General features: G+C 43.1%; 22 protein-coding genes and 1 other annotated feature. Of the genes, 1 reads left to right on the top strand and 21 read right to left on the bottom strand.

Translation table 11 applies throughout. The features are described from left to right. Positions 1–8: 8 nt before the first annotated feature. From priA to DH10bf12_RS11710, 6 genes are all read right to left on the bottom strand, one after another. Entirely contained in the window at positions 9–2,390 is a 2,382-nt protein-coding gene (priA, locus tag DH10bf12_RS11735) for a primosomal protein N' (protein ID WP_471735467.1), read from the bottom strand. Beyond that, positions 2,387–3,595, bottom strand: a complete 1,209-nt coding sequence (coaBC, locus tag DH10bf12_RS11730) for a bifunctional phosphopantothenoylcysteine decarboxylase/phosphopantothenate--cysteine ligase CoaBC (RefSeq protein WP_471735466.1) — start codon at positions 3,593–3,595, stop codon at positions 2,387–2,389. The genes priA and coaBC overlap by 4 nt, the downstream gene beginning before the upstream one ends. A 325-nt stretch (positions 3,596–3,920) precedes the next feature. After that, on the bottom strand, positions 3,921–4,148 hold the full coding sequence (rpoZ, locus tag DH10bf12_RS11725; protein WP_471735465.1) for a DNA-directed RNA polymerase subunit omega: 228 nt from the start codon (positions 4,146–4,148) through the stop codon (positions 3,921–3,923). 1 nt (position 4,149) lies between these two features. After that, the gene (gmk, locus tag DH10bf12_RS11720; RefSeq protein ID WP_471735464.1) at positions 4,150–4,764 is read right to left on the bottom strand and encodes a guanylate kinase; all 615 of its coding nucleotides are present in this window, start codon (positions 4,762–4,764) and stop codon (positions 4,150–4,152) included. A gap of 2 nt (positions 4,765–4,766) precedes the next feature. Beyond that, entirely contained in the window at positions 4,767–5,030 is a 264-nt protein-coding gene (remA, locus tag DH10bf12_RS11715) for an extracellular matrix/biofilm regulator RemA (protein WP_039808784.1), read from the bottom strand. Between the two features lie 22 nt (positions 5,031–5,052). After that, positions 5,053–5,922, bottom strand: a complete 870-nt coding sequence (locus DH10bf12_RS11710; protein ID WP_471735463.1) for a YicC/YloC family endoribonuclease — start codon at positions 5,920–5,922, stop codon at positions 5,053–5,055. A gap of 112 nt (positions 5,923–6,034) precedes the next feature. Here DH10bf12_RS11710 and DH10bf12_RS11705 point away from each other — a divergent pair, with 112 nt between their 5' ends. Next, the gene (locus DH10bf12_RS11705) at positions 6,035–7,744 is read left to right on the top strand and encodes an Rqc2 family fibronectin-binding protein (RefSeq protein WP_471735462.1); all 1,710 of its coding nucleotides are present in this window, start codon (positions 6,035–6,037) and stop codon (positions 7,742–7,744) included. Between the two features lie 198 nt (positions 7,745–7,942). Here the strand turns inward: DH10bf12_RS11705 and pyrE are convergent, their stop codons facing one another. The 15 genes from pyrE to DH10bf12_RS11630 all read right to left on the bottom strand — a co-directional run bounded on the left by pyrE (position 7,943) and on the right by DH10bf12_RS11630 (position 25,907). Further along, the gene (gene pyrE, locus DH10bf12_RS11700; RefSeq protein WP_471735461.1) at positions 7,943–8,551 is read right to left on the bottom strand and encodes an orotate phosphoribosyltransferase; all 609 of its coding nucleotides are present in this window, start codon (positions 8,549–8,551) and stop codon (positions 7,943–7,945) included. Then, on the bottom strand, positions 8,544–9,248 hold the full coding sequence (pyrF, locus tag DH10bf12_RS11695; RefSeq protein WP_471735460.1) for an orotidine-5'-phosphate decarboxylase: 705 nt from the start codon (positions 9,246–9,248) through the stop codon (positions 8,544–8,546). The genes pyrE and pyrF overlap by 8 nt, the downstream gene beginning before the upstream one ends. After that, positions 9,220–10,158, bottom strand: a complete 939-nt coding sequence (locus tag DH10bf12_RS11690) for a dihydroorotate dehydrogenase (protein ID WP_471735459.1) — start codon at positions 10,156–10,158, stop codon at positions 9,220–9,222. The genes pyrF and DH10bf12_RS11690 overlap by 29 nt, the downstream gene beginning before the upstream one ends. Next, positions 10,151–10,912 carry a dihydroorotate dehydrogenase electron transfer subunit gene (locus DH10bf12_RS11685; RefSeq protein ID WP_471738232.1) on the bottom strand — a complete coding sequence of 254 codons (762 nt, stop codon included), beginning with the start codon at positions 10,910–10,912 and terminating at the stop codon, positions 10,151–10,153. Before DH10bf12_RS11685 ends, DH10bf12_RS11690 begins: the two co-directional genes overlap by 8 nt. Beyond that, a complete protein-coding gene (carB, locus tag DH10bf12_RS11680) occupies positions 10,912–14,103 on the bottom strand; it encodes a carbamoyl-phosphate synthase large subunit (RefSeq protein ID WP_471735458.1) in 3,192 nt (1,063 codons plus the stop codon). Before carB ends, DH10bf12_RS11685 begins: the two co-directional genes overlap by 1 nt. Continuing rightward, positions 14,096–15,181: a carbamoyl phosphate synthase small subunit gene (locus DH10bf12_RS11675; protein ID WP_471735457.1), complete on the bottom strand. Its 1,086-nt coding sequence runs from the start codon at positions 15,179–15,181 to the stop codon at positions 14,096–14,098. The genes carB and DH10bf12_RS11675 overlap by 8 nt, the downstream gene beginning before the upstream one ends. Continuing rightward, positions 15,178–16,446 (bottom strand): dihydroorotase, encoded by a 1,269-nt coding sequence (locus DH10bf12_RS11670; RefSeq protein ID WP_471735456.1) that lies wholly within the window; start codon positions 16,444–16,446, stop codon positions 15,178–15,180. Before DH10bf12_RS11670 ends, DH10bf12_RS11675 begins: the two co-directional genes overlap by 4 nt. Beyond that, the gene (locus DH10bf12_RS11665; RefSeq protein ID WP_471735455.1) at positions 16,430–17,335 is read right to left on the bottom strand and encodes an aspartate carbamoyltransferase catalytic subunit; all 906 of its coding nucleotides are present in this window, start codon (positions 17,333–17,335) and stop codon (positions 16,430–16,432) included. Before DH10bf12_RS11665 ends, DH10bf12_RS11670 begins: the two co-directional genes overlap by 17 nt. Before the next feature lie 239 nt (positions 17,336–17,574). Then, complete coding sequence (gene uraA / locus DH10bf12_RS11660) at positions 17,575–18,897, bottom strand: uracil permease (protein ID WP_471735454.1); 1,323 nt, start codon at positions 18,895–18,897, stop codon at positions 17,575–17,577. A gap of 119 nt (positions 18,898–19,016) precedes the next feature. Next, complete coding sequence (gene pyrR, locus DH10bf12_RS11655; RefSeq protein WP_471735453.1) at positions 19,017–19,553, bottom strand: bifunctional pyr operon transcriptional regulator/uracil phosphoribosyltransferase PyrR; 537 nt, start codon at positions 19,551–19,553, stop codon at positions 19,017–19,019. A 162-nt stretch (positions 19,554–19,715) separates the two neighbouring features. After that, on the bottom strand, positions 19,716–20,627 hold the full coding sequence (locus tag DH10bf12_RS11650) for an RluA family pseudouridine synthase (protein WP_471735452.1): 912 nt from the start codon (positions 20,625–20,627) through the stop codon (positions 19,716–19,718). Then, the gene (gene lspA / locus DH10bf12_RS11645) at positions 20,593–21,081 is read right to left on the bottom strand and encodes a signal peptidase II (protein ID WP_404409046.1); all 489 of its coding nucleotides are present in this window, start codon (positions 21,079–21,081) and stop codon (positions 20,593–20,595) included. Before lspA ends, DH10bf12_RS11650 begins: the two co-directional genes overlap by 35 nt. Before the next feature lie 319 nt (positions 21,082–21,400). Beyond that, positions 21,401–24,178 (bottom strand): isoleucine--tRNA ligase, encoded by a 2,778-nt coding sequence (gene ileS, locus DH10bf12_RS11640; protein ID WP_471735451.1) that lies wholly within the window; start codon positions 24,176–24,178, stop codon positions 21,401–21,403. Positions 24,179–24,229: 51 nt separating this feature from the next. After that, positions 24,230–24,456, bottom strand: a binding site (T-box leader). A 79-nt stretch (positions 24,457–24,535) separates the two neighbouring features. After that, on the bottom strand, positions 24,536–25,045 hold the full coding sequence (locus DH10bf12_RS11635) for a DivIVA domain-containing protein (protein ID WP_471738231.1): 510 nt from the start codon (positions 25,043–25,045) through the stop codon (positions 24,536–24,538). 85 nt (positions 25,046–25,130) lie between these two features. Next, positions 25,131–25,907, bottom strand: coding sequence for a YlmH family RNA-binding protein (locus tag DH10bf12_RS11630; RefSeq protein WP_471735450.1), 777 nt, complete (start codon positions 25,905–25,907; stop codon positions 25,131–25,133). Positions 25,908–25,961 lie beyond the last annotated feature (54 nt).

Here is a 25,961-nt window from a genome sequence, read left to right as displayed (position 1 = left end):
CCTCCGTTTTACATCATAATATATGGTTGAACGTCAATATTGATGGATACAGCATCTTTACCTGTATCGCTGTATTGATCGAGTATTTTTTTGAGCAGGTTCTTAAGCTCAGGCTCATGCTTATATTTAATGATACACTGATACCTGTATTTATCCTGAATCCTTGCAATTGGGGATGCAACCGGACCAAGTATAATGGACTGGTCAGACAGTCTGGCTTTTAGTATATCAGCAATTTCATTGCATACGCCGGCCGCTTTATTGACATTTTCATGGCTGAGTGTGATCAGTGAAATATAGTAAAAAGGCGGGTACTGAGCAGTTTTACGCATCATCATTTCCTTTTGATAAAACCATTCATAATTCTGGCTTCTTGCCAGTTCAATCGAAAAGTGCTCAGGCGTATAAGTCTGAATAATCACTTCACCAGGTTTTTCATGTCTCCCGGCTCTGCCGCTTACCTGCGTTAAAAGCTGAAACGTTTTTTCCGAGGCTCTGAAGTCCGGCAGATGAAGCATAGTATCGGCACTGAGTACACCGACAAGCGTAATATTTGGGAAGTCCAGACCTTTTGCGATCATCTGTGTACCAAGTAAAATATCCGCCTCCCCGCGTCCAAACGCATTTAGCAGTCTTTCATGCGAACCTTTTTTCGAAGTTGTATCAACGTCCATGCGGATCGTTCTGACATGCGGCATCAGTTTGAACAGCTCTTCTTCTACTTTTTGCGTACCGGTTCCGAAATATCTGATATGCTCACTTTCGCATTCAGGGCACGTATTTGGCACATATTCTTCATGACCGCAATAATGACATTTCATACTCTCTTTAGATCTGTGGTACGTTAGCGAAACTTCACAATGCGGACACTGCATCACTGTTCCGCAATCTCTGCACATGATAAAGGATGAGTAACCCCTTCTGTTCAAAAAGAGAACGATTTGTTCTTTTCTCTCAATACGCTTTTCAATCTCTACTAATAGATCCCTTGAAAACATTGATCTGTTCCCATCACGCAGTTCTTCACGCATATCGATCACTTTTACTTCAGGTAAATCCTGCTGGTTCATTCTATACTCAAGCTCAAGCAGCTGATAGTTCCCTTTCTTTGCTCGTGCAAAGCTCTCAAGTGAAGGTGTCGCACTCCCAAGAATAACAGGACATCCATGCCTTTTACTTCTTTCAATAGCAACGTCCCTGGCATGATACCTTGGAGAGTCCTCCTGTTTATAACTCGTCTCGTGCTCCTCATCAATAATGATCACACCGAGTTTTTTAAACGGGGCGAAGATAGCAGAACGTGCGCCAACCACAACATTCACTTCACCTCTGTGAATTCTTCTCCACTCATCATATTTCTCACCGGCAGATAACCCGCTGTGCATCACAGCCACCTGATCCCCAAAGCGGCCTTTAAAGCGCTGGACCATTTGCGGTGTGAGCGAGATTTCAGGAACAAGCATGATGGCCTGTCTGTTTTGCTTCAGGACCTGATCAATTGTCTGAAGATAAATCTCCGTTTTTCCGCTTCCTGTAACACCGTGTAATAGAAAGGTCTGATGCTCATACCGATTTACCTTTTCAAGGATTGGTGTAATGGCTGTTTTTTGATCAGCTGTCAGCGTAAAGTGTTCTGTCTTTTCAAATGTTCTCTCAGCAAAAGGATCTCTATATTGCTCGCTGAAACTTTCTATTAAATATCCCTTGTCGATCATCGTTTTGATCACTGCGCTGGTCGTATTTGCAGCAACTTTGAGTTCTGCAACAGACATTTTACCTTCATTCTGTTCAAGGTGTTCCATAATCACTTTCTGCTTTTTGGCATTTGAAGGAATGTCATCTCTTTTATACTGTCCGTTCAATTCAACAAACCTTTTTTTCTTTACATTGCCGGATTGTTTCACTACGTACTTCATTTCGACCTTGCGCTGCTTGATCAGTTCCTGCAGATCTTTAAGCGCGTGGTGCTCATCAGCTGTTTTCCACGAAAGTGGTGATTCTTTTTCAAACAGGCTCCTGATATGATCCGGAATATCACTTTTAAGCAAATGAAAAAATTTATTGTACTTTGCTTTCATTGCAGCCGGAAGCATGACCTGCAATGCTGAGATCCTGTAGCAGAGCGTCTGTTCAGTCAGCCACTCAGATAAAGACATTAATTCTTCATTCAGGACTGGTTCTATATCTACGACCTCTTCAATCGGTTTCAGTTTTTTAACTGATGATTCATCTTTAATTGCCAGGATAAAACCCTGAATCTTTCTTGGTCCAAAAGGCACAACGACTCTGATTCCTCTTTGAACGACTGCCTGCAGGCGCTCTGGAACTGTGTAATCAAAAGTCCTGTCAATCTGTTTTGCAGGAACATCCACAATGACTGAAGCGATCATACAGATCTTTCCTTCAACAACTCTTCAAGTTCATTTAACAGCGCTTCTGCCACCTGATCTTTTGTCTGCAGCGGCAGTTCAGTCACAGTGCCATCTTTTCTGAAAAAGGTCACTGCATTTGTATCTTTACCGAACCCTGCACCTTCAGTGAGAATGTTATTCCCTACAATGATATCTGCGTTCTTCGTTTCAAGTTTTCGCTTCGCATAAGTCTCAAGCAGCTCGGTTTCAGCTGCAAAGCCGATCAGAATCTGGTGCTTTTTCTGCTCACCTAGTGTTTTTAAGATGTCTTTTGTTCTTTCAAATTCCATTGTCAGCGTGCCATCTTTCTTTTTCATCTTCTGATCACTGGTCTCAGCAGGGCGGTAGTCTGCCACCGCTGCACTTTTGATCACAATATCTGCCTGATCAAAATGTCTAATTACCTGATTATACATTTCTTCGGCTGTTTCCACGTTAATGGTTGTCACGCCTGATGGAGGAGCAATTGACACTGGTCCTGAGACCAGTGTCACTTCCGCTCCTGCTAAAGCAGCCACTTTAGCGATGGCATAGCCCATCTTCCCGCTAGAGTGATTTGTAAAGAAGCGGACAGGATCAATTTTTTCTCTTGTTGGTCCCGCCGTGATTAACAATCTCTTACCTTTTAGCGGCTGAGACTGTTTTTTATTAAAATATAGTGCAATGATTTCAGTAATTTTCTCAGGCTCCTCAAGGCGGCCTTTTCCGACATATCCGCATGCCAAAAATCCTTCAGAAGGTTCAATGAAACGCACACCACGTTCATGCAGTGTATCGATATTCTTTAATACAGCAGGATGACTGTACATATGAACATTCATTGCAGGCGCAGCCCATACAGGTGCAGTGGTGGCAAGTAATGTTGTTGTGATCATGTCATCTGCAATCCCATTTGCAAGCTTACCAAGTACGTTTGCCGTTGCAGGTGCAATGACGACCAGATCCGCCCAGTCTGCAAGATCAATATGTGCAATTTTAGATGAATCCTTTTCATCAAATGTATCGTAGTACACGTCGTTTCTAGACATCGCCTGGAATGTAAGTGGTGTAACAAATTCCATCGCGCTTTCTGTCATGATTACTTTTACATTGAAGCCTGCCTGACTTAATTTACTTGTCAAAGCGACAGCTTTATATACTGCAATTCCCCCTGATACACAAAGGAGTATATTTTTATTCGCCAATGCAGCCATCTCCCCATTAAATAGATACTCCCATTATGAACGAAAAACCAACATTTTTCACTCAACATGCATGAATCTTTAATAAAGTTTAGTTTTGTACTTTGACTGAGATTTCCGCTTCACACGTTGCTTTCCACTTGAAGCGTTTGGGTTCCAATTCTACAGGTTCTCCCAATGTTTCGCTTTGCAGGTTCCCGGCTGCCGGTCCCTCCCCGGTGGAGCCGCCTCCTTAGGCTTCAATCTCTGACATGTAAATATTTCACTCACATTTATCAGTAGACAAAAAAGAAAAAACAACCGGCAGCGGCTGTTTTTTCTGTTCATATTATTTTTCGTCTTCGTAAAGGATGCCTTCCTGAGGCTTCTTCATCACAAGCTGTCCGGCTGCAATTTCTTCCAGTGCCTGACCAACGAATTTTACTGAGTAATAAGAGTCAAGTGAACCTTTATCACCTTTTTCCTGCATGTTGCGGGCGCGCTTTGCAGCCACACTCACAAGTGAATATTTTGAGTCGATATTCTTTCTTAACGCATCAGATGATGGATATAACATATTATTCTACCTCCAGCATTTTTTTATAGCGGGCTTCTACCCGCTCTCTTTTAAGGTGTTCTGCCATAACGATCGCATTGATCCGCTCACATGCATGTTCTACGTGGTCATTTTCAACAACGTAGTCATACAGATTCATCATGGACAATTCTCTTCTTGCTGCTTCCACACGGGTTTTGATCACATCATCGCTTTCAGTTCCGCGTGTAACCAGTCGTGTTTCAAGCTCTGAAAGACTAGGTGGTGCAAGGAAAATGAAAAGTCCTTCAGGGAACTTTTCTCTAACCTGTTTTGCACCTTCTACTTCTATTTCAAGAAACACATCCTTACCATTATCAAGTGTTTCTCTCACATAATCAACCGGTGTTCCGTAATAATTACCAACATATTCTGCATATTCAAGCAGTTTATCTCGTTCGATTAACGCTTCAAACTCTTCTCTCGTTTTAAAGAAGTAGTCTTTCCCATCCACTTCTCCTTCACGTGGAAGCCGTGTAGTCATTGAAACAGAATATTCATATGCTGTATTTTCTGCTGAAAACAACTCTTTTCTAACTGTACCTTTACCTACTCCTGATGGTCCGGACAGAACAATCAGTACACCTTTTTCTATCATTTTTACCCTTCTTCCTGACTATCATCTTTATCTGTAAATCGGGATGCCACAGTTTCCGGCTGCACCGCAACAAGTATCACGTGATCACTATCCATGATCATAACCGCTCTGGTTCTGCGACCGTATGTTGCATCGATCAGCGTCCCTCTTTCCCGCGCATCCTGTACAAGTCTTTTTACAGGAGCAGATTCAGGACTGATAATTGTGATAATCCGGTTAGCAGACACAATATTCCCAAATCCGATGTTTATTAACTTTATTGACATCCCCGACACCCCTTAATCAATTTCACTCAATATTTTGAACCTGTTCCCGGATTTTCTCGAGAATAGATTTCATATCAATGACCGCTGCAGCTACCCGCTCATCACCAGCTTTTGATCCGACCGTATTTACTTCGCGGTGCATCTCCTGTGTGAGAAAATCCAGTCTTCTGCCGATCGGCTCATTTTTTTTGAGTGCATTCTCAAATTGCTTGATATGGCTGAGCAGACGTGTGAACTCTTCTGTTACGTCTGCCTTTTCAGCAAATATCGCAACCTCTGTTAACAGTCTGCTTTCATCAATGCCGCTTGTATGTTCCCTAATCGTTTTTTCAAGACGATCTTTGTATTTCTTTGAAACTTCAGGAGATATCTCCATTGCATACTCGACATTTTGCTTTAATGATTGTACTTGATAAAGCAGCTCGTTTTCAAGCTCTTTCCCTTCATTTGTCCGCATATCTGAAAGCTTTCTGCATGCTTCTTTTAATGCGGATAAAATGACATCATCTGCAGAATATTCCTCTTTAATTTCAACCGCTGTAAATGCATCTGTCTGCTTTAACAGATCTCTGACGCGCAGATCCTCATCTATGCCGTATCTGTCAGAAGCATCTTTTACAAATTGTGCGTAAGCATCAAGCAGCTCCCAGTCAACAAGCAGTTTGTGACTGTTCGGCTTTTCATTTTCTACTGATATATAAACGTCAACTTTACCACGTTTTATGTATGAAGAGATGATTTTTTTTATTTTGTCTTCAGTTTCGGCATACATTCTTGGCATCTTGACTGAACACTCATGAAAACGGTGATTAACTGATTTGATCTCTACCGTTACAGCCAGAAGGTCCTGCCTTGCTGTTCCTCTTCCAAATCCGGTCATACTTTTTGTCATCTCGCAAATCACCTGCTTATCTCTTTCAATGTACTTCATTATAGCATACAGACCGGTCAAAAAGATGGTAAGATGGGACAGAAGATAAAGAAAGACAGAAAGAGGGATTTGTATGTCATTCGATGGATTATTCACCAGAGCCATCACAAAAGAATTAACTGATCAATTAGATGGCGGCCGGATCAGCAGGATCCATCAGCCCTATCAGAATGAGTTGATCATGGTCATCCGTGCACAGGGTAAAAATCACAAACTGCTTCTCTCAGCCCACCCTTCCTACTCCAGAATCCAGTTGACTGAAGAGCAGTATGACAACCCTTCAGAACCACCTATGTTCTGTATGCTTCTCCGTAAGCATTTAGAAGGTGCGATCATTGAATCCATCACTCAAAAAGATATGGAACGGATTATCGTATTTGAAGTGAAGGGTCGAAATGAGATCGGTGACGTTTCATATAAGCAGTTAATTGTAGAAATCATGGGCAGGCACTCGAATATTATATTAGTAGATAAAGAGCGCAGTATGATTTTAGATAGTATCAAACATTTGAATCCTTCTGTGAACCGTGCAAGAACAATTCTTCCGGGTGCAGACTTCGAATGGCCGCCTGAACAGAACAAATTGGACCCATTTGAAGTGAATGAAGAAGTCTTTTTGCGTACAATGGACTGGAACAGCGGGAAACTTGATAAACAGCTTGTACAGCATTTCGCCGGCTTCTCTCCCTTATTTGCGAAAGAAGTGATCGAACGCGCCGGATTACCTGAAAAAAAACGTGTGTATGAGGCTTTCAGTGAGCTCCTGAATCGGATGGAGTCTCATGATTATGAAGCTTCATTTATGCAGGCAGAAAATAAAGATTACTTTTATTTATATCCGCTGCAGCAGCTTAAAAATGCGCAAATTGAATCCTACCCTTCGATCAGCCAGCTGTTAGACCGGTATTACTTCGGAAAAGCTGAGCGGGATCGCGTCAGACAGCAGGGGCATGATCTGGAACGTTTTATTAAAAATGAAAAAGATAAAAATGTATTAAAAATAAAAAAACTGAATAAAACACTTGATCAGGCAGCTGAAGCAGGAAAATATCAGCTGAGTGGTGAGCTGCTGACTGCTAATATCTACGCAGTTGAACGCGGGATGTCTGAAGTGGATGTCCTTAACTATTATGAAGAGGACTCTCCATCAGTTACGATTAAACTTGATCCCCGAAAAACGCCATCTGAGAATGCACAATGGTATTTTACTAAATACCAGAAAGCAAAAAATGCAGTGGATGTTGTCAAACAGCAGATCAACATTGCGGAAAAAGAAATTCTGTACTTTGACCAGCTGATGCAGCAGCTTGATTCCGCCTCACCTTCAGACCTTGAGGAGATCAGGGAAGAACTTGCTGAAGAAGGTTACATGAAAGCAAAAAAGCAGAAGAAGAAAAAATCAAAACCGAAAAAGCCGGTTTTAGAGGAGTACGTTGCAAGTAACGGTACACTCATTCTAGTCGGGAAAAATAATAAGCAGAATGACTATCTGACAAATAAGGCAGCCGGTAAAGATGAGATCTGGCTTCATACGAAGGACATTCCCGGTTCTCATGTTGTTATACGGGATAAGGAGCCTGATGAGGAAACGATTTTAGAAGCAGCTAAAATTGCAGCATATTTCAGTAAGGCGAGGGCTTCAGGTTCAGTGCCCGTTGATTTTACTAAAATCCGCCATGTGAAAAAGCCGAGCGGATCCAAGCCCGGCTATGTGATTTATGAACAGCAGGAGACAGTGTATGTAACGCCTGATGATGAATTGATCAGACGTTTAAAAAAGTAAGAGTTTTTATAACCGCTGAATCTTTCCGTGTGGGACTGCGCTTTCCTGCCCACGGGCGGTGAGCCCCTCCATGCTGCACATGAACGGTCTCACCTGTCCCTTCCTGGGGCGGGAGTATCCGTCCCACACTACAAGATTCAGCTCATTTTATTTACTGCTAAATCCTTCTTTCAAAACAACAATTAATTTCACTTCTTATTAAAACTCACTCTTCCATCTTGCCAGCGCAGTTAACTGATCTTTGCTGATGACGTTCATCTCCACAGCTATTTCGATCAGTGTGTCAAAGTTTGTAAGGGTGTGGTATGGGACGCCTGCTTCTTTGAAATGCTGTTCTGCTTTTTTGAAGCCGTATGTAAATAGTGCGGCAACCCCTAATACTTCAATCCCCTGTTCCTCAAGTACTTTGACTGCTTCGATACTGCTTCCGCCTGTTGAGATTAAATCTTCTATTACAACTGCTTTTTTACCCGGAGTAACTTTACCTTCGATCTGGTTCGTTTTACCGTGCTTTTTGGCTGAAGAGCGCACGTAATTCATCGGCAGATCCAATCTTTCACTTACCCATGCAGCATGAGGGATGCCGGCTGTTGCAGTTCCTGCAATGATGTCTGCTTCAGGAAAGTTTGTTTTAATCAGCTCTGTCAGCTGGTCTGCAGCAAATGATCTGATTTCAGGATATGACATGATTAAGCGGTTGTCACAGTATATGGGAGATTTGATGCCGGACGCCCAGGTAAATGGATTTTCCGGATTTAATTCAACTGCTTTTATTTCCAGTAGATATGCTGCCATTTTTTTATTCATCAGTCCCGCTCCATTCCTTTTTAATTTGATGGTAACTTGCAACCGGATCTTTACTTCCTGTGATGGCTCTGCCTACTACGATAGAATAAGCGCCAAGCTTTGCAGCTTCTGCTGGTGTAGCTGTCCGGATCTGGTCATTTGCAGCAGTTCCTTTTGGACGGATACCTGGTGTTATATATTTAAAATCCGTTCCCAGATGACTGATCAAATGCGCACAATCCGTTGCTGCACATACAACACCGTCAAGCCCCGCCTCTTTAGCAAGATCTGCGTAATGCTGAACTGATTGAATGAGTTCTCCCTGTATTTGCTGTTCTTTTTGCATCTGAATTTCCGAAGTGGAGGTGAGCTGGGTGACTGCTATGATATCAGGGCGTTTGCCATTTGATCCCTCATTCAGTCCATTTACTGCAGCCTTCATCATCTGAAGGCCGCCTGCTGCATGAACATTTACAAGGTCTACATCAAGTACTGCAAGCTGCTTCATTGCTTTTTGGACGGTTGTGGGGATATCGTGCAGTTTCAGATCAAGAAAAATTTTATGTCCCATTCCTTTGATTTCTTTAATAATTGATGGTCCACTTTCATAAAACAGCTCCATACCCACTTTGACAAAAAGCTGTTCATCAAATTGCTTCAGAAAATGGATAGCTTCTGTACCGGTGAAATCAAGCGCGATGATTGGCAGTTTCTCCAATTTTCCAGGCCCTCCCTTTCAGATCATGTATATGTGCTGCTCCAAGTTCATTTAAAATCTCCGGCAGTTCTTCAATGATTTCTTTACAGACAAACGGGTTGACGAAGTTTGCCGTTCCAACTGCAGCAGCGCTTGCGCCAGCTGATATAAAATCAATGACATCCCAGGCAGAACTGATGCCCCCCATCGCAATAATAGGCAGAGATGAAACCTGACTCACTTCATAAACCATTCGGAGGGCAACCGGTTTTATCGCAGGTCCTGAAAGTCCTCCGGTTTTATTCGCAATAACCGGCTTACCCGTTTTATGATCAAGGCGCATACCTACGAGTGTATTAATCATAGTCAGCCCATCTGCTCCGCCATTTTCAACAGCAAGTGCCATCTCTGTGATATTTGCAACATTAGGTGAGAGTTTTACATACACCGGGACTGCAGAGACAGCTTTCACTTTTTCAGTCAGCTCTCTTGCCGTTTGAGGGTCTATACCAAATGCAATTCCGCCTTCTTTTACATTCGGACATGAGATATTCAGTTCTATCGCTTTTACGTTTTTTGACTGTGAAATCTTTTCAGCTACCGCCACATAGTCTTCAGTCATTGATCCCGCGACATTTGCAATCACCGGCAGGTCAAACTGTTCCAGCCAGGTGAGTTCAGTACTGATCACTTTTTCCAGACCGGGATTTTGCAGACCGATTGCATTTAACATGCCTGATGATGTTTCTGCCACACGCGGAACCGGGTTACCCATTCTCTGCTCCAGCGTTGTCGCTTTTACCATGATGGACCCGAGCAGGCTTAAGTCATAAAATTGACTGTACTCCCTGCCGAAACCGAAGCAGCCGGACGCTGGCATAATTGGATTTTTCAAGTCAAGCCCCGGAAGACTGATGCTAAGCTTATCCATACACTAACTCCCCCTTTCTGAAGACTGGTCCATCTGTACATACTTTCTTGTATGCTTCCGGGCCATTCACCTGACATACACACGCAAGACATGCACCGATTCCGCAGCCCATTCGCTGCTCCATGGAAATAAAGCCAGGCGTGTGTTCAAACTGCTGTTCAACTGCACCAAGCATGGGTACAGGGCCGCAAGCGAAAAATAGATCCGCCTGCAGGTTAAATGAGTTGATGGCCTCCGTCACAAATCCTTTGGTTCCATATGTGCCGTCAGCAGTTGTGATATATACCGGACCGAGTTCTTTAAACGCAGACTCATAGAATACAGTTTCTTTTGTTTCAAACCCGAGCACGTGAATCACATTGAATCCTTTAGCTTTTAATTGCTTGGAACATTCGTAGAGAGGCGGGACACCAATCCCGCCTCCGATCAATATTGCTGTTTTGCCTTCTGCGCTTTCAACCGGGAATCCGCTTCCTAGCGGTCCCATCACATCAATTTCATCTGTCTGATTTGTCAATTCTCTGGTCCCAAGTCCTGACGCTCTGTAGATCAGTGTCATAGTCTGTTCGCGTTTGTCATAAGAAGAGATACTGATTGGTCTTCTTAATAAAGGATCATTCGCTGTATTGACTTTAATATGGACAAATTGTCCCGGCATCGCAATTTCATTGACCAGTTCACCTTTCAGCTTCAGCTCATAGATGTTTTTAGCGATCTCAGTCTGTTTTTCAATCTTCATTTTTTCGACTCTGATCATACGAATGCCGCCTTTTTAATCGGGCTCATAGGTGCCATCGTAAAGTTCATTGACTCAAGTACGCGCAGCATGGCTTCTGCAGTATCAAGTGATGTCAGACACGGCACGCCATTTTCTACTGATTCACGGCGGATTCTGAAGCCGTCTCTTGCAGGCTGCTTGCCTTTTGTAAGCGTGTTGACAACCAGCTGTATTTCACCTGACTGAATACCATCGATCAGCGTTTTGCCCTGTTCACCGATTTTGTTGATTGGTTCTGCAGGAATGCCCGCTTCTTTAAATGTCTGCGCAGTCCCTTCAGTTGCAAGAATATGATAGCCAAGACGGTGGAATCTCTCAGCAAGCATCGTACCTGCTTCTTTGTCTTTATCTGCTACAGTTAACAGAACAGAGCCGTGATGCTTAATATTCATACCGGCTGCAGTGAGGCCTTTATATAGAGCCTTCTCTAACGTCTCATCTTTACCGATGACTTCTCCAGTGGATTTCATCTCAGGTCCGAGTGTGATATCTACACGCTTCAGTTTTGCAAAAGAGAAGACCGGAACTTTAACATAGACACCTTCTTTTTGCGGTGCAAGACCTGTATCGAATCCAAAGGAGCTGATTTTTTCCCCAAGAATTGCTTTCATTGCCATGTTCGCCATTGGAATGCCTGTGATTTTACTCATAAATGGTACAGTCCGGCTTGACCTTGGGTTTACCTCAAGAACAAAAATTTCACCTTTTGAGATGACGTATTGGATATTGATTAACCCTTTAATATTTAACCCTTTTGCCAGTCGGATAGTGTAGTCTTCAAGCATTGCGATCTGCTCAGGTGTGAGTGACTGAGGTGGATACACAGCAATTGAGTCTCCAGAGTGAACCCCTGCACGTTCAATATGTTCCATAATGCCAGGGATACACACAGTTTCACCATCACTGATTGCATCCACTTCAATTTCTTTACCAGTCAGATAACGGTCGATCAATACGGGATGTTCAGGACTCGCTTTCACTGCTGTATTCATATACTGACGAAGCTCTGCTTCATGATATACGATCTCCATTGCGCGTCCGCCCAGTACGTATGAAGGCCTCACTAATACCGGGTATCCGATATCACCTGCAATAGTTACTGCCTGCTCCTCTGATACAGCCGTTTTTCCTTCAGGCTGTGGTATACCAAGGTTTTTTAATGCTTTTTCGAATTCATCCCTGTTTTCTGCGCGGTCAACATCTTCAAGTGATGTCCCAAGAATCTTCACGCCTCTTTTAGCAAGACCATCTGCTAAGTTGATTGCGGTCTGACCACCAAATTGAACAACCACGCCCTCAGGTTTTTCAAGGTCAATCACATGCATGACATCTTCAAGTGTGAGCGGTTCAAAGTAGAGCTTGTCTGAGATTGAGAAGTCTGTAGAAACTGTTTCAGGATTACTATTGATCACAATTGCTTCGTAACCTGCTTCTTTAATGGCCCATACTGAATGAACCGTTGCATAATCGAACTCGACACCCTGACCGATTCTGATCGGTCCTGATCCTAGCACAACAACTTTTTTACGGTTGCTTACGATCGACTCATTTTCATCTTCATATGTTCCGTAAAAGTAAGGTGTTTCTGATTCAAATTCAGCAGCACACGTATCCACCATTTTATATACAGGCATTAGGCCTTCTGATTTTCTTCTGTTATAAACGTCCTCTTCTGTCACGTTCCACAGTTTAGCGATTGTTTTATCACTGAATCCCATTCTTTTAGCTTTATATAAACTCTCATATGATTGATTTCCAAGCAGTGTTTTTTCATACTGGACGATGTTATTCATCTTATTTAAGAAGAAGTGATCAATCTTACTCCATTCATGGATCTCTTCTATTGATACACCCATTCTCAGTGCTTCACCGATATAAAACAGACGCTCATCACCTGCTTTTCTGATACGGCGCTCTACCCATTCGGCATCATTTTGTTCAATCTCTAAATGATATACATTGTTCTCAAGTGATCGCACTGCTTTTAACAGCGATTCTTCAAGTGTGCGCCCGATCGCCATGACCTCACCTGTTGCTTTCATCTGTGTGCCAAGATTACGTTTCGCTGATTCAAACTTATCAAATGGCCATCTCGGAATCTTTGTCACAACATAGTCAAGTGCAGGCTCAAAGCAGGCATAAGATGTACCTGTCACCGGGTTAATCATTTCATCAAGCGTCAGGCCTGTTGCAATTTTAGCTGCAAGCTTTGCAATCGGATAACCTGTTGCTTTTGACGCAAGCGCTGATGATCTGCTGACACGCGGATTTACTTCTATAATATAGTATTGAAAACTGTCAGGATCCAGTGCCAGCTGAACGTTACAGCCTCCCTCAATACCAAGTGCGCGAATGATTTTAAGAGAACAGTTTCTAAGCATCTGATATTCTCTGTCGCTCAATGTCTGTGAAGGCGCAACTACGATTGAATCTCCTGTATGAATGCCGACCGGATCAATATTTTCCATGTTACAAACCACAATGGCGTGATCATCTTTGTCGCGCATTACTTCATATTCAATTTCCTTGAATCCGGCGATGCTCTTCTCAAGCAGACACTGTGTAACAGGGCTGTATTTCAGGCCTGATGTGACAACTTCAATCAGTTCTTCTTCGTTATGACAGATCCCTCCGCCCGTGCCGCCAAGTGTAAAAGCAGGGCGGACGATCACCGGGTAGCCAATTTCCTGAACGAAAGTAAATGCTTCATCAAGATTATGAATAATTTCACTATCCGGTACCGGTTCATTCAGTTCATTCATCAGCTTTCTGAAAAGGTCTCTGTCTTCCGCCTGCTGAATGGCATCTAACTTGGTTCCAAGAATTTCAACGTTACACTCATCAAGAATACCGCTTTCCGACAGTTCAACTGCCAGGTTCAGCGCAGTCTGTCCGCCAAGTGTCGGCAGAAGGGCATCAGGTCTTTCCATTCTGATGATTCTGCTGATGAATTCAACTGTCAGAGGCTCCATATACACTTTATCTGCAATTTCAGTGTCAGTCATAATCGTTGCAGGGTTTGAATTAACCAGTACGACGCGATAGCCTTCTTCTTTCAGAGCAAGACAGGCCTGTGTGCCTGCATAATCAAATTCAGCTGCCTGTCCAATGATAATTGGACCGGACCCGATCACTAAAATGGTTTTAATATCTGTACGCTTAGGCATATTGAATTTCCTCCTCTTCCATCAGTTGAATAAAACGGTCAAATAATTCATTCGCATCCTCAGGACCCGGTGAAGCTTCAGGGTGATACTGTACAGAAAATGCTGCATGTTCCCTGTGTGCAATTCCTTCAACTGTTCCGTCATTTAATGCTTTATGTGTCACGATAAAATCTGTTGTGAGCAGTGAGTTTTCATCAACTGCATAGCCGTGGTTCTGCGCTGTGATGGCTACTTTCCCTGATTCAAGTTCTTTTACAGGATGATTCGATCCGCGGTGGCCGAATTTCAACTTAAATGTATCTGCACCCCCTGCAAGTGCGAGCAGCTGATGGCCGAGACAGATACCAAAGACCGGCACAGCACCGACAAGCTCTTTAACTGCCTGTACTGATTCTGGTACTGACTTTGGATCACCAGGCCCATTTGAAAGAACAACCCCATCCGGGTGGAGCCTAAGAATTTCTTTCGCTGAAGTATGATATGGAACGACAATCACGTCACACTGCCTGCGGTTTAATTCTCTTAAAATGCCGTGTTTCATCCCGTAATCTACTACCACAACACGCTTGCCCCGGCCTGGACTCGGATAAGATGATTTTGTTGATACGCGGCTCACCTGGTCTGTAGCAAGTTCGGATGATTTCAGTTCAGCTACCACCTGAGCGATATCAGCCGTATCAGCACAGATTCTTCCTTTCATTGTTCCGTAGCTTCTGATCAGCTTTGTCAGTCTTCTTGTATCAATGCCTGAAAGTCCCGGGATTTTCTTTTCTTTCAGCAGGTCATCAATGCTCGCTTCGCTTCTGAAGTTCGATGGCAGATCGCAAGCTTCACGAACGATCAATGCTTTAATATAGGGATGAATTGATTCGAAATCATCTCTGTTAATGCCATAATTCCCAATCAGTGGATAAGTCAGAACAACCATCTGCGCACAATAAGATGGATCTGAGAGAATTTCCTGATAGCCCGTCATTCCTGTGTTGAATACAACTTCTCCCTCAGCATCCCCCATCCAGCCGAAGCCTTCACCTTTAAATACTGAACCATCTTCTAAAATTAGCAGTTTGTTTGTCATACGATCTCCTCCTGAAATACAATTTTCCCTTTACTGATTGTCAGTACTACTTTTCCGCTTACCTGCTGACTGTTAAATGGTGTGTTTTTTCCTTTTGAAAAGAAGTCTTCAGCGCTGATGTTATTTTTCTCAGTGAGATCAAGTAATACAAGATCCGCAACCGCTTGTTCTGTCAGTTTTCCCCCGTCCAATCCGAACACTGCCGCCGGCTTTACTGCCATCCATTCAATCAGCTGTTCAATTGTCCAGCGTCCGGTTTCTACAAATGCTGTATTCAGCAGCTGAAATGCCGTTTCAAGTCCTGTTATACCAAAAGGCGCTCTCAGCATCCCTTCATCTTTTTCCTCTTTCGCATGAGGCGCATGATCTGTCGCAATAAAATCGATCGTTCCATCTTCAAGTCCATCGATCAGTGCCTGCTGATCTTCTTTTGACCGGAGTGGAGGATTCATTTTAAAGTTCGCATCATCACCCGGTATCGCTTCTTCATTTAGTAACAAGTGGTGTGGTGTGACTTCAGCTGTTACTTTAATACCTGCCTTTTTAGCGTCACGTATCACTCTGACGGATTCTTTCGTTGACACATGGCACACGTGGTAGTGGCAGTCAGCTGCTTGAGCGAGCAGGACATCACGCGCGATCTGAACAGATTCGCACACTGACGGAATACCCGGCAGTCCAAGTTCACTTGATCGTTGTCCTTCATGCATACACCCGCCATGGATCAGACTGTTATCTTCACAGTGGGCAACGACTGCTTTACCTAATTTAGCAGCTCTTTTCATTACCTGAAGCATCTGATCAGCACTTTGAATACCTACACCGTCATCTGTGAATGCAAAAGCACCTTGTGCTGCAAGTGCTTCTAAGTCATTGATCTCTTTACCAGCGAGGTTTTTTGTAATGGATGCGTAAGGTAAAACGGGTACCAGCGCATCATCCGTTATTTTATTTTGTATACTTTTAAGTGTTTCAACGTCATCCGGTACGGGTCTCGTGTTTGGCATCGCACACACCAGCGTATACCCTCCACGTGCTGCAGCCGCTGTACCTGTTTTGATGGTTTCTTTATGTTCCCCTCCCGGTTCTCTTAAATGGATGTGAACATCCACAAACCCTGGGGAAAGCGTCTTTCCTGCAGCCTCAATGACCTCCTCATTATGTAAAGGTGATAAATCACCAATTGACTGAATGCTGCCTTCTGAGATTCTGACATCCGCATTACCGTATCCATATACTTTTGCACCTTTAATTAATAAGTTCATGTTTTGTCTCCTCTCTTTTCGCCAGTACATACTGAAGCATAGCCATTCTCGTGATCACACCATTTTTCATCTGTTTAAAAATGCGGGACCTTTCACATTCAACCAGCTCATCCGCTATTTCCACTCCTCTGTTGACTGGAGCAGGATGCATGATAATGCTGTTTTTTTTCATCTTTTTCTCTCTTTCTAAAGTCAGTCCATATTGATTGTGATATTCCAGCTTTGTAAAGTTTTCTCCGAATGCATGCCTTTCATGCTGTACGCGCAATAGCATCAGGACATCACTTTCTTTGACTGCCTGATCCATTTCAATAAATGAGATATCTTCCAAATCAGGGTCACGCCAGGCTGCCGGGCCTGAAAAGCTCACGTTAGCACCGAGCCTTTTCAGTGCGTATGTGTTTGAGCGTGCCACTCTGCTATGTCTGATATCACCCGCAATCGTGACATTCAGACCTTTGAAATCGCCAAACTCCTGATAGATTGTAAGAAGGTCAAGCATGCACTGGGATGGATGATGGCCCATTCCATCGCCGCCATTAATAAGGGAAATTGACACTTTATCTTTCAATGCATCAAAGTATCTTTCCTCACTGTGCCGGATCACCGCAACATCCACACCGATTGCTTCAAGCGTTTTAACTGTGTCATACAGTGATTCACCCTTACTGATTGAAGCCGTGCCCGCCTCAAATGAAAGGACATTCATGCCAAGCTTTCTCTGTGCCATTTCAAAGCTGCACTTTGTTCTTGTACTGTTTTCAAAAAACAGATTAACGGCATACAGATCCGGCCTAGGGAGCGGCTTATGATTCGTCAATGCTTCTGCCTGGTGAAGCACCTCATAAATATCATCAACTGTCAGTTCATCAAGTGTAAGAAAATGCATGGTTGAACCTCCTTGTTAATTTGATTTATAACCGCTGTCCCTTGCTGGGGCGGGAGTCTCCGTCCGGTCCTCTAAGGAACAGCTGCGTTATTCATTAAAATTGTTCTACATCCATATCCTGATACTATTCTTATTAAAAAAACCGCTTTTTGAGTAGAGGCTCAAAAAGCGGTTTTAGACAGACTGATGCTGTCAGAAACCCTTTTGAAAGCCTCTCTGGACTTCATTTAAAAGGATTATTATGCGGCTTTATTTTCATTAAATAGTGATTCTTCTTCCGGTTTGCGTCCTGGTAAAATCAGGTTCAGTCCAATACCGATAATCGCTGCAAGCGCCATACCCGGAAGTACAAAGGACTCTGTAAATTGAACGTATGCTCCTCCAACGCCAATGATCATGATGACTGAAGCAATGATCAGGTTACGTTTGTAAGAAAAGTCTACTTTTGCTTCAATCAGCATTCTGAGTCCGCTTGAAGCAATGATGCCAAACAGCAGGATGGATACTCCGCCCATTACTGGTGTCGGAATCGAGCTGATCAGCGCTGATACTTTACCGACAAATCCGAAGAAAATTGCAAGGACTGCTGCGCCTCCGATAACAAACACGCTGAAGATTCTCGTGATTGCTAGCACACCAATATTTTCACCGTAAGTGGTGTTAGGCGGTCCACCGATCATTGATGCGATCACTGTGGCAACACCATCACCAAGCAGCGACCTGTGTAATCCCGGTTTTTCCAAGAAATTTCTCCCTACTACTTTACTAACCACCATCTGATGACCCGTGTGCTCTGAAAGTGTAACAATTGCCACTGGAACCATGATAGCAATAGCTGTCCATGAGAAGCTTGGCGTATAATCTACAAATGGCATATAAAGTTCCGGTACAGCAAACCATGGTGCATCAATCACCTGCTGGAAATTAACAAGTCCTGCAAACATTGCTGCAATATAACCGCCCGTGATTCCTACAAGGACCGGGATCAGTCCGAAGAACCCTTTAAAGTAGATGGAAGCAATGACTGTAATTGCGAGTGTAATCAGGGCAACTGTGATATGAGTTCCACTGTAGACAAATTCAGTCGGATCTGCCAATGGATTTTCATACATTGCCATGTTGACAGCCGTACCTGCCAGGCTGAGTCCGATGACGATAATGACCGGCCCTACCACAACAGGCGGGAGTATTCTCATTAACCAGTTCACTCCGAATTTATAGATCAGCATTGCAACTGCACCGTAAGCTAGTCCCGCAAAAAATGCGCCGAGCATGGCTGCCTGTGGGCCACCTATTTCAGTAGCGGCGATAATCGGGGCGATGAAAGCGAATGATGATCCAAGATATGCAGGGATTTGACCTTTTGTGATGATCAGATAAGCAATTGTTCCCAGCCCGCTTGATAAAAGTGCTGTACCCGGGCTTAAGCCTACTAGCATCGGCACAAGAACTGTTGCTCCGAACATGGCAAATAGGTGCTGCAGGCTGAGCGTAAGCCATTGATTTAATTTTGGTTTTTCCTCTACATCAAGAAGCGGTTTTGCTGTTTGTATGTTTGTCATCGACATTTCCTCCTCAAAAAAAAACCTCTGTGCCCATAAAGCATGGCAAAGAGGTTCATGAGGATATACATATCCCAAGTCGTCTCCTTTGCCAGCCTCTCGGGACTGCATTAAAGGATTTATTTGTGTATTGTTACCTGTTCATTTTGATCTGTCTCGTTTAGCTCAACGCTGATTTTTTCAGTGCTTGATGTCGGGATATTTTTCCCTACAAAGTCAGCTCTGATCGGAAGCTCTCTATGGCCCCGGTCGATCAGCACAGCAAGCTGGATCTGAGTGGGTCTGCCACTGTCCATAATGGCATCCATCGCAGCTCTGACTGTTCTTCCTGTGTAAAGCACATCATCAATTACAATCACTTTTTTATTATTGATTTCTAAAGAAATATTTTTACTGTGTACAACCGGTTCTCCGGAAGTGTGCTTTTTTTCAAGGTCATCACGATACATTGTAATGTCCAGCTCACCGACTGGTACGCTTACCTGTTCGATCGACTCGATTCTTTCCTTCAGACGTTCTGCTAAATGAATGCCCCTGGTTTTAATGCCTACGAGCACACAATCTTCAACGCCTTTATTCCGCTCGATGATTTCATGGGCGATTCTGGTAAGTGCCCTTTTCATCATCTGTTCATCCATCACGACAGTTGCAGACATCTGATCATTCCTTTCGAGATATAAAAAGCCCCTCCGGCTGAAGACAGACGGAAGGGCAGAAATATACCTTGTACATTCGCTAAGCCTTTCCTGCCTCTCTGGACCGGATTAAAGGTTTCAGTTATTAAGTTGTTCTCAGTTTAAACTTTCATGCCATCAATGTCAATGTTCGTTCTTAAGTTTCTCAAGAAATTCATTAAAGCTCTCTGGGGCAGGAGCCTCGAATTCCATATATTCTTCAGTAGAAGGATGGATAAACCCAAGTACACCTGCATGAAGTGCCTGACCATTCAGATCAGGTGTCTTACGTGGACCATATTTCGGATCGCCTGCTAAAGGAAAACCAATATGTTTCATATGGACACGGATCTGGTGTGTACGGCCTGTTTCCAGAATACACTCAACCAGTGTGAAATCTTTGAATCGATCCATCACATTAAAATGTGTCACTGCCTGTTTACCGCCATCTACAACAGTCATACTCTGTCGGTCTTTTTTATCGCGGCCAATCGGTGCATCAATTGTACCAGCATCATGTGTAATGACACCGTGGACAACTGCTGTGTATTTTCTTGTTACGCTTTTATCAACAAGCTGCTGCACGAGCTTTTCATGAGCAGAATCATTTTTTGCTACCATCAAAAGACCTGATGTGTCCTTATCAATCCGGTGGACAATGCCTGGGCGCAGCACGCCATTGATACCTGAGAGGTCCTTACAATGCGCCATCAGTCCATTGACGAGCGTACCAGTCAGGTGACCGGGAGCCGGGTGAACGACCATACCCTTAGGCTTATTTACTACAAGTACATCTGAATCCTCATAGTAAACATCCAGGTTCATTTCTTCAGCTTCCACATCAAGCGGTTCAGGATCCGGGATCTCAATCTGAACTGCAACACCTGGTACGCATTTGTAATTCGGTTTTGTTGTTGAACCGTTTACTGTTACGTTTCCGTCTTTAATCCACTGCTGCACCTGAGATCTTGACCAGTTATATTCAAGCCCTGCTAATACTGCATCAAGGCGTTTTCCTTTTTCATTTTCCTGTATTGAGTGTTGAATGTTTTCCATTTTTCTTCCTCTTTTCTTGCACTTCTTCTAAAATCATTTGAAGAAATAACATGATTACTCCAATTGTCAGCGCGGCATCAGCAATGTTGAATATAAAGTTGAAGAACGTAAACTGTAAAAAGTCTACAACTTCCTGCCTGAAAATACGGTCAATAAAGTTACCGACTGCTCCTCCAAGTAACACCATCAGACTTGCACTGAATAATTTATTTCCTTTAGCATGTTTGTGATAATAATAAAGAATTCCTGCAATGACAACCAGTGTGACAATATAAAACAGCCACATCTGTCCTTCAAGCATCCCCCATGCTGCACCTGTATTACGATGCGAGGTCAGGTAGAAGAAACCATCAATCACATTGATCGATTCCCCCACTTCCATATTACGGACCACCAGCCACTTTGTCAGCTGGTCCACTGCAATAATAAATAAAGCCAGCAAATAATAAATCACTTGTCTACCTCCGTTATCTCGTTGCAAACCCTTAAAATATTGTAGCATAATTCAGCACGGCAGACATGATTATAGGAGATGTTTTGCAAATAGTTTGTCCGAATATGAACAATGGCAATGATTTGTATACAGCCACGTTCGATTTTGGCTCATTTACTGTATAAGAGAAGAAGCGCGGAAATTCAAGCTTGCTTGATTTCGCGCTTCTTCTCTTATATGGTGAAAAGCCATGACTGCAAGCAGGCATGGAATGAGCCAAAATCTCTGCACACAATACATTAAAAAGCTGCCGGTATCATAACCGGCAGCTCTAAATCATTTATTCTGCAGCAACGTCTGCATAGTTTTCTTTTACTACAGTCGCACATCTCGTACAAAGTGTAGGGTGGTCGCTGTCTTTATCCACGTCAGTTGTAACAGTCCAGCATCTTTCACAAGTCTCACCTTCAGCTTTTTCAACAGCTACCGTGTGGCCCTCAAACTTGATTGCCTGTTCCGGTACATTGTCAGTCGAAGTAGCAAGTTCAAAATCAGAAACGATAAACAGTTGCTTCAGGTCCTCTTTTACAGAAGAAAGTAACTCATATGTGTTTTCATCTGCATATAGCGTTACTTTCGCTGCCAGAGATTTACCGATCAGCTTCGTGCTTCTTGCTTCCTCAAGCGCTTTTAATACATCATCTCTTACATCAAGGAACGCATTCCATTTTTCAAGCAGTGCTTTTTCATTGTCATAAGATTTTGCTTCAGGCATATCAGTCAGCTGTACACTTTCTTCTTCAACACCAGGGATGAATGTCCATACTTCATCAGCTGTGTGTGAAAGAATTGGAGATAATAGCTTAACAAGTGACACAAGTGACTCATACATAACTGTCTGCATCGCACGGCGATCCTGATGATTTTCAGCCTCGATGTACAGAATGTCTTTTGCAAAATCAAGGTAGAATGAACTCAGGTCTGTTGTACAGAAATTATTGATTGTATGATAGATCGATGCAAACTCATAATTTTCATATGCATTTGTCACTGATTTTACAACCTGATTCAGCCTGACCATCATAAACTGGTCAACTTCTCTTAAATCTTCAAATGATACAGCATCTTTTGACGGATCAAAATCAGCCAGATTTGCAAGAAGGAAGCGAAGCGTATTACGCATTTTACGGTAAACTTCAGCAACCTGTTTTAAGATCGGATCAGATACACGTACATCTGCCTGGTAATCCACTGAAGCAACCCACAGACGGAGAATATCTGCTCCAAGCTGATTCATGACTTTAGATGGCAGCACCACATTACCAAGTGATTTACTCATCTTTCGGCCGTTGCCATCAAGGGCAAATCCGTGGCTTAACACACCTTTATAAGGTGCTTTTCCAGTCACGGCAACTCCTGTTGTAAGTGAAGAATTAAACCAGCCGCGATACTGGTCACTCCCCTCAAGATAAAGGTCAGCAGGACGCTGCAGTTCATCACGGACTTTCAGTACAGATTGATGGGAAGAACCGCTATCGAACCAGACATCCATGATATCCTGTTCTTTCGAGAAGCGGCCATTTGGACTTCCTTCATGCGTGAAACCTTCAGGCAGAAGATCTTTTGCATCGCGCTCAAACCAGATATTTGAACCATGCTCTGCAAATAGGTTTGATACATGATCAATTGTTTCTTCTGTAATGATTGCATCGCCGTTTTCAGCGTAAAAGACAGGGATTGGCACGCCCCATGCACGCTGTCTTGAAATACACCAGTCACCGCGGTCACGGACCATGTTAAACAGTCGCGTTTCACCCCAGGCAGGCACCCACTTAGTATCCTTAACCGCCTGCATCAGTTCTTCTCTGAACTTATCAATAGAAGCGAACCACTGGGCAGTTGCACGGAAAATGATCGGCTTTTTCGTTCTCCAGTCATGAGGGTAGCTGTGTGTGAAGAACTCAAGCTTTAATAATGCGCCTGCTTCTTCAAGCTTTTCAGTGATTGGCTTATTCGCTTTATCATAGAATAATCCTTCAAATCCAGGTGCTTCATCAGTAAATACACCACGGTCATCAACCGGGCAAAGCACATCAAGTCCGTATTTTTTCCCAACAATAAAGTCATCCTCACCGTGACCCGGTGCAGTGTGAACACAACCAGTACCTGCATCAGTCGTTACGTGTTCACCCAGTACAACAAGTGATTCACGGTCATATAAAGGATGTGCAGCTGTCACATGCTCAAGCTCTGAGCCTTTATAAGTGGCAGTCACATCCGCCTTTTCCCAGCCCATTGTCTCCTGTACACTTTCAAGCAACTCCTTGGCAACAACAAACTTTTTGCTGCCTGTATCTGCAACAACATATTCGAGTTCAGGATGCAGTGCGATTGCCAGATTGGCAGGAATTGTCCACGGAGTAGTCGTCCAGATGACAAATCCAGTATCCTGATCGAGTTTCCCTTTGCCATCTTTCACGTCAAAAGATACATAAATAGAAGCAGAGCGTTTATCCTGATATTCGATTTCAGCTTCTGCAAGTGCAGACTCACTTGAAGGGGACCAGTAAACTGGCTTTTTACCTTTGTAGATATAGCCTTTTTTCGCCATCTCACCAAATACTCGGATCTGTTCAGCTTCATATTCAGGGTTCAATGTGATATATGGATTATCCCAGTCACCACGGACCCCGATACGCTTGAATTGGGTGCGCTGATTATCAATCTGCTGCAGTGCGTACTCAGCACACTTTTCACGGAATTCAGCGACAGTCATTTCTTTACGCTTCACACCTTTATTAGTCAGTGCCTGCTCAATCGGAAGACCATGAGTATCCCAGCCCGGAACGTATGGCGCCTGGAATCCGCTCATTGATTTATAACGTACAATGAAGTCCTTCAGCACTTTATTCAGGGCATGACCCATATGAAGGTCTCCATTTGCATAGGGAGGACCATCATGAAGAACAAATAAAGGTCTTCCGGCAGTTCTTTCCTGTACTTTTTGATAGATATCCATTTCTGCCCACTTTTCCTGCATTTCAGGTTCGCGATTTGGCAGGTTGCCCCGCATTGGAAATGCCGTCTTTGGCATTAATAAAGTATTTTTGTATTCCATCTTTTTCTCCTCCTGTGTTCATAAAAATAAAAAAAGCTCCCCCATCCCTGGTAAAGGGACGAGAGAGCTTGTGCTTCACGCGGTACCACCCTTATAGAAAAAGATCAGACTTTTTCCACTTAAGTAACGGTTAACGCTGTCACACGTTCAGACTTACTTCGTTCAGTCTGAAAACTCAGGGATGATCTTCCTCTGACATTCCGTTTCGGGCTTTCACCATCCCCGAATCGCTATCGCCGGTTTTTATGTCAGTGTACTGTTCCCTTCAAAGTTGATGCAATGTATAAGTGCATGATGATTTGAATTACATTTTAACAATTTAATTATAGTAACATAAGTATGATACGTCAATATTTCTTATTCGTGATCAGGTGTCAGGCTTTTCAGTTCTTCAGTATCAAGGTCATACTCCATCAGTTCATCCCAGTCATCATGACTGATCAGATCCAGCTGGGCTTCAATCAGCATTTTAAAGCGCGTACGGAAAACCTTGGACTGCTTTTTCAGGTCCTCAATTTCAAGTGCGATTTTACGTGCTTTTGTTAATGATTCATTGACAATACGGTCTGCGTTTTTCTCAGCTTCTTTTACAATAAGCTTTGCTTCTTTTGATGCGCTTCGCTTTACTTCTTCAGCGGCCTCCTGAGCAACAACAATTGATTTATTAAGCGTTTCTTCAATTGTCGTAAAATGACCCAGTCTTTCAGTGTGATTATTTAGTTTTTCTTCAAGTTCTTTCTTTTCACGCAGAACAAGTTCGTAATCTCTCATCACGTGGTCAAGAAATTCATTTACTTCATCTTCATCGTAGCCTCTGAATCCGCGGCTGAAATCCTTATTATGTATATCAAGTGGTGATAGTGGCATCATGTGCACCTCCGAGTCTTTGTAATCTATACTCCATTATACTGATGATTCGACGTTTTGTGTTAAAATCCTTCTAATTCACCTATTAAGATTGAAGAAAATAAAAATTCAGTCTGATCTTATCTTTCTTTGTCACGCCGCTACGCTCACCTACACGCATTCTGCCAAATCCTCTGACTGAAATCATATCCCCCTGATCAAGTTCAAAAGATGTTTTTTCTTCCTGCCTGAAGTTTACTTTTACTTTACCTCCCTGTATAAGAAGCTGCGCTTTTTGTCTTGAAATATTTACAGCCCCTGCTAGAACAGTATCAAGTCTCATGGATGATACAAGAATATTTCTCTCTGTCCATTTATTCTCAGATTGTATGATATCTTCCCATTTTTCTTCGGATACATTTACTTTAGCTTTTCCCGCCTGAACAAGATTCATAATCAGAAAATCCTTCATTTCCTTTGTTGTAATGAGCTGAATACGATCTTTTGAGGTCAGGATATCTCCAATCGTTTCCCGCTTGATGCCAAGCCCCATCAATGATCCTAAAATATCACCGTGGGAAAGCTGAACGAACTTTGAAGGGAAGCCAATATCGAGCAGGACAAGCTCAAAGTCTCCCTGTTCAGGTGAGAGGTAATCAGGGTAAATGAGCGCTCTTTTTCTCTCACTTTCTGATGGTCCACCTTCAAATGCGACCTTTATGTCACCTGACGATCCAATCATTGCCTGCATAATATGCTGCTGACGGGGATCAAGAAAAATAGTAAGTCTCGGAGCGTATTTCATTTCAACATCCTGCTGCCAATCCATAACCTGATCTATAAATCCTCTTTCTTCTTCACGAAAATGCTGATAAACCGACATCCTCTTCACATCCTTTACGATAAAAGAAAACCCGGTGATTGCCACCGGGTTAAT

It is taken from the genome of Jeotgalibacillus sp. 10bf12, from assembly GCF_055597105.1.
Note: the sequence above shows the minus strand (reverse complement) of the source record. Positions and strands in the feature narration are given on the sequence as shown.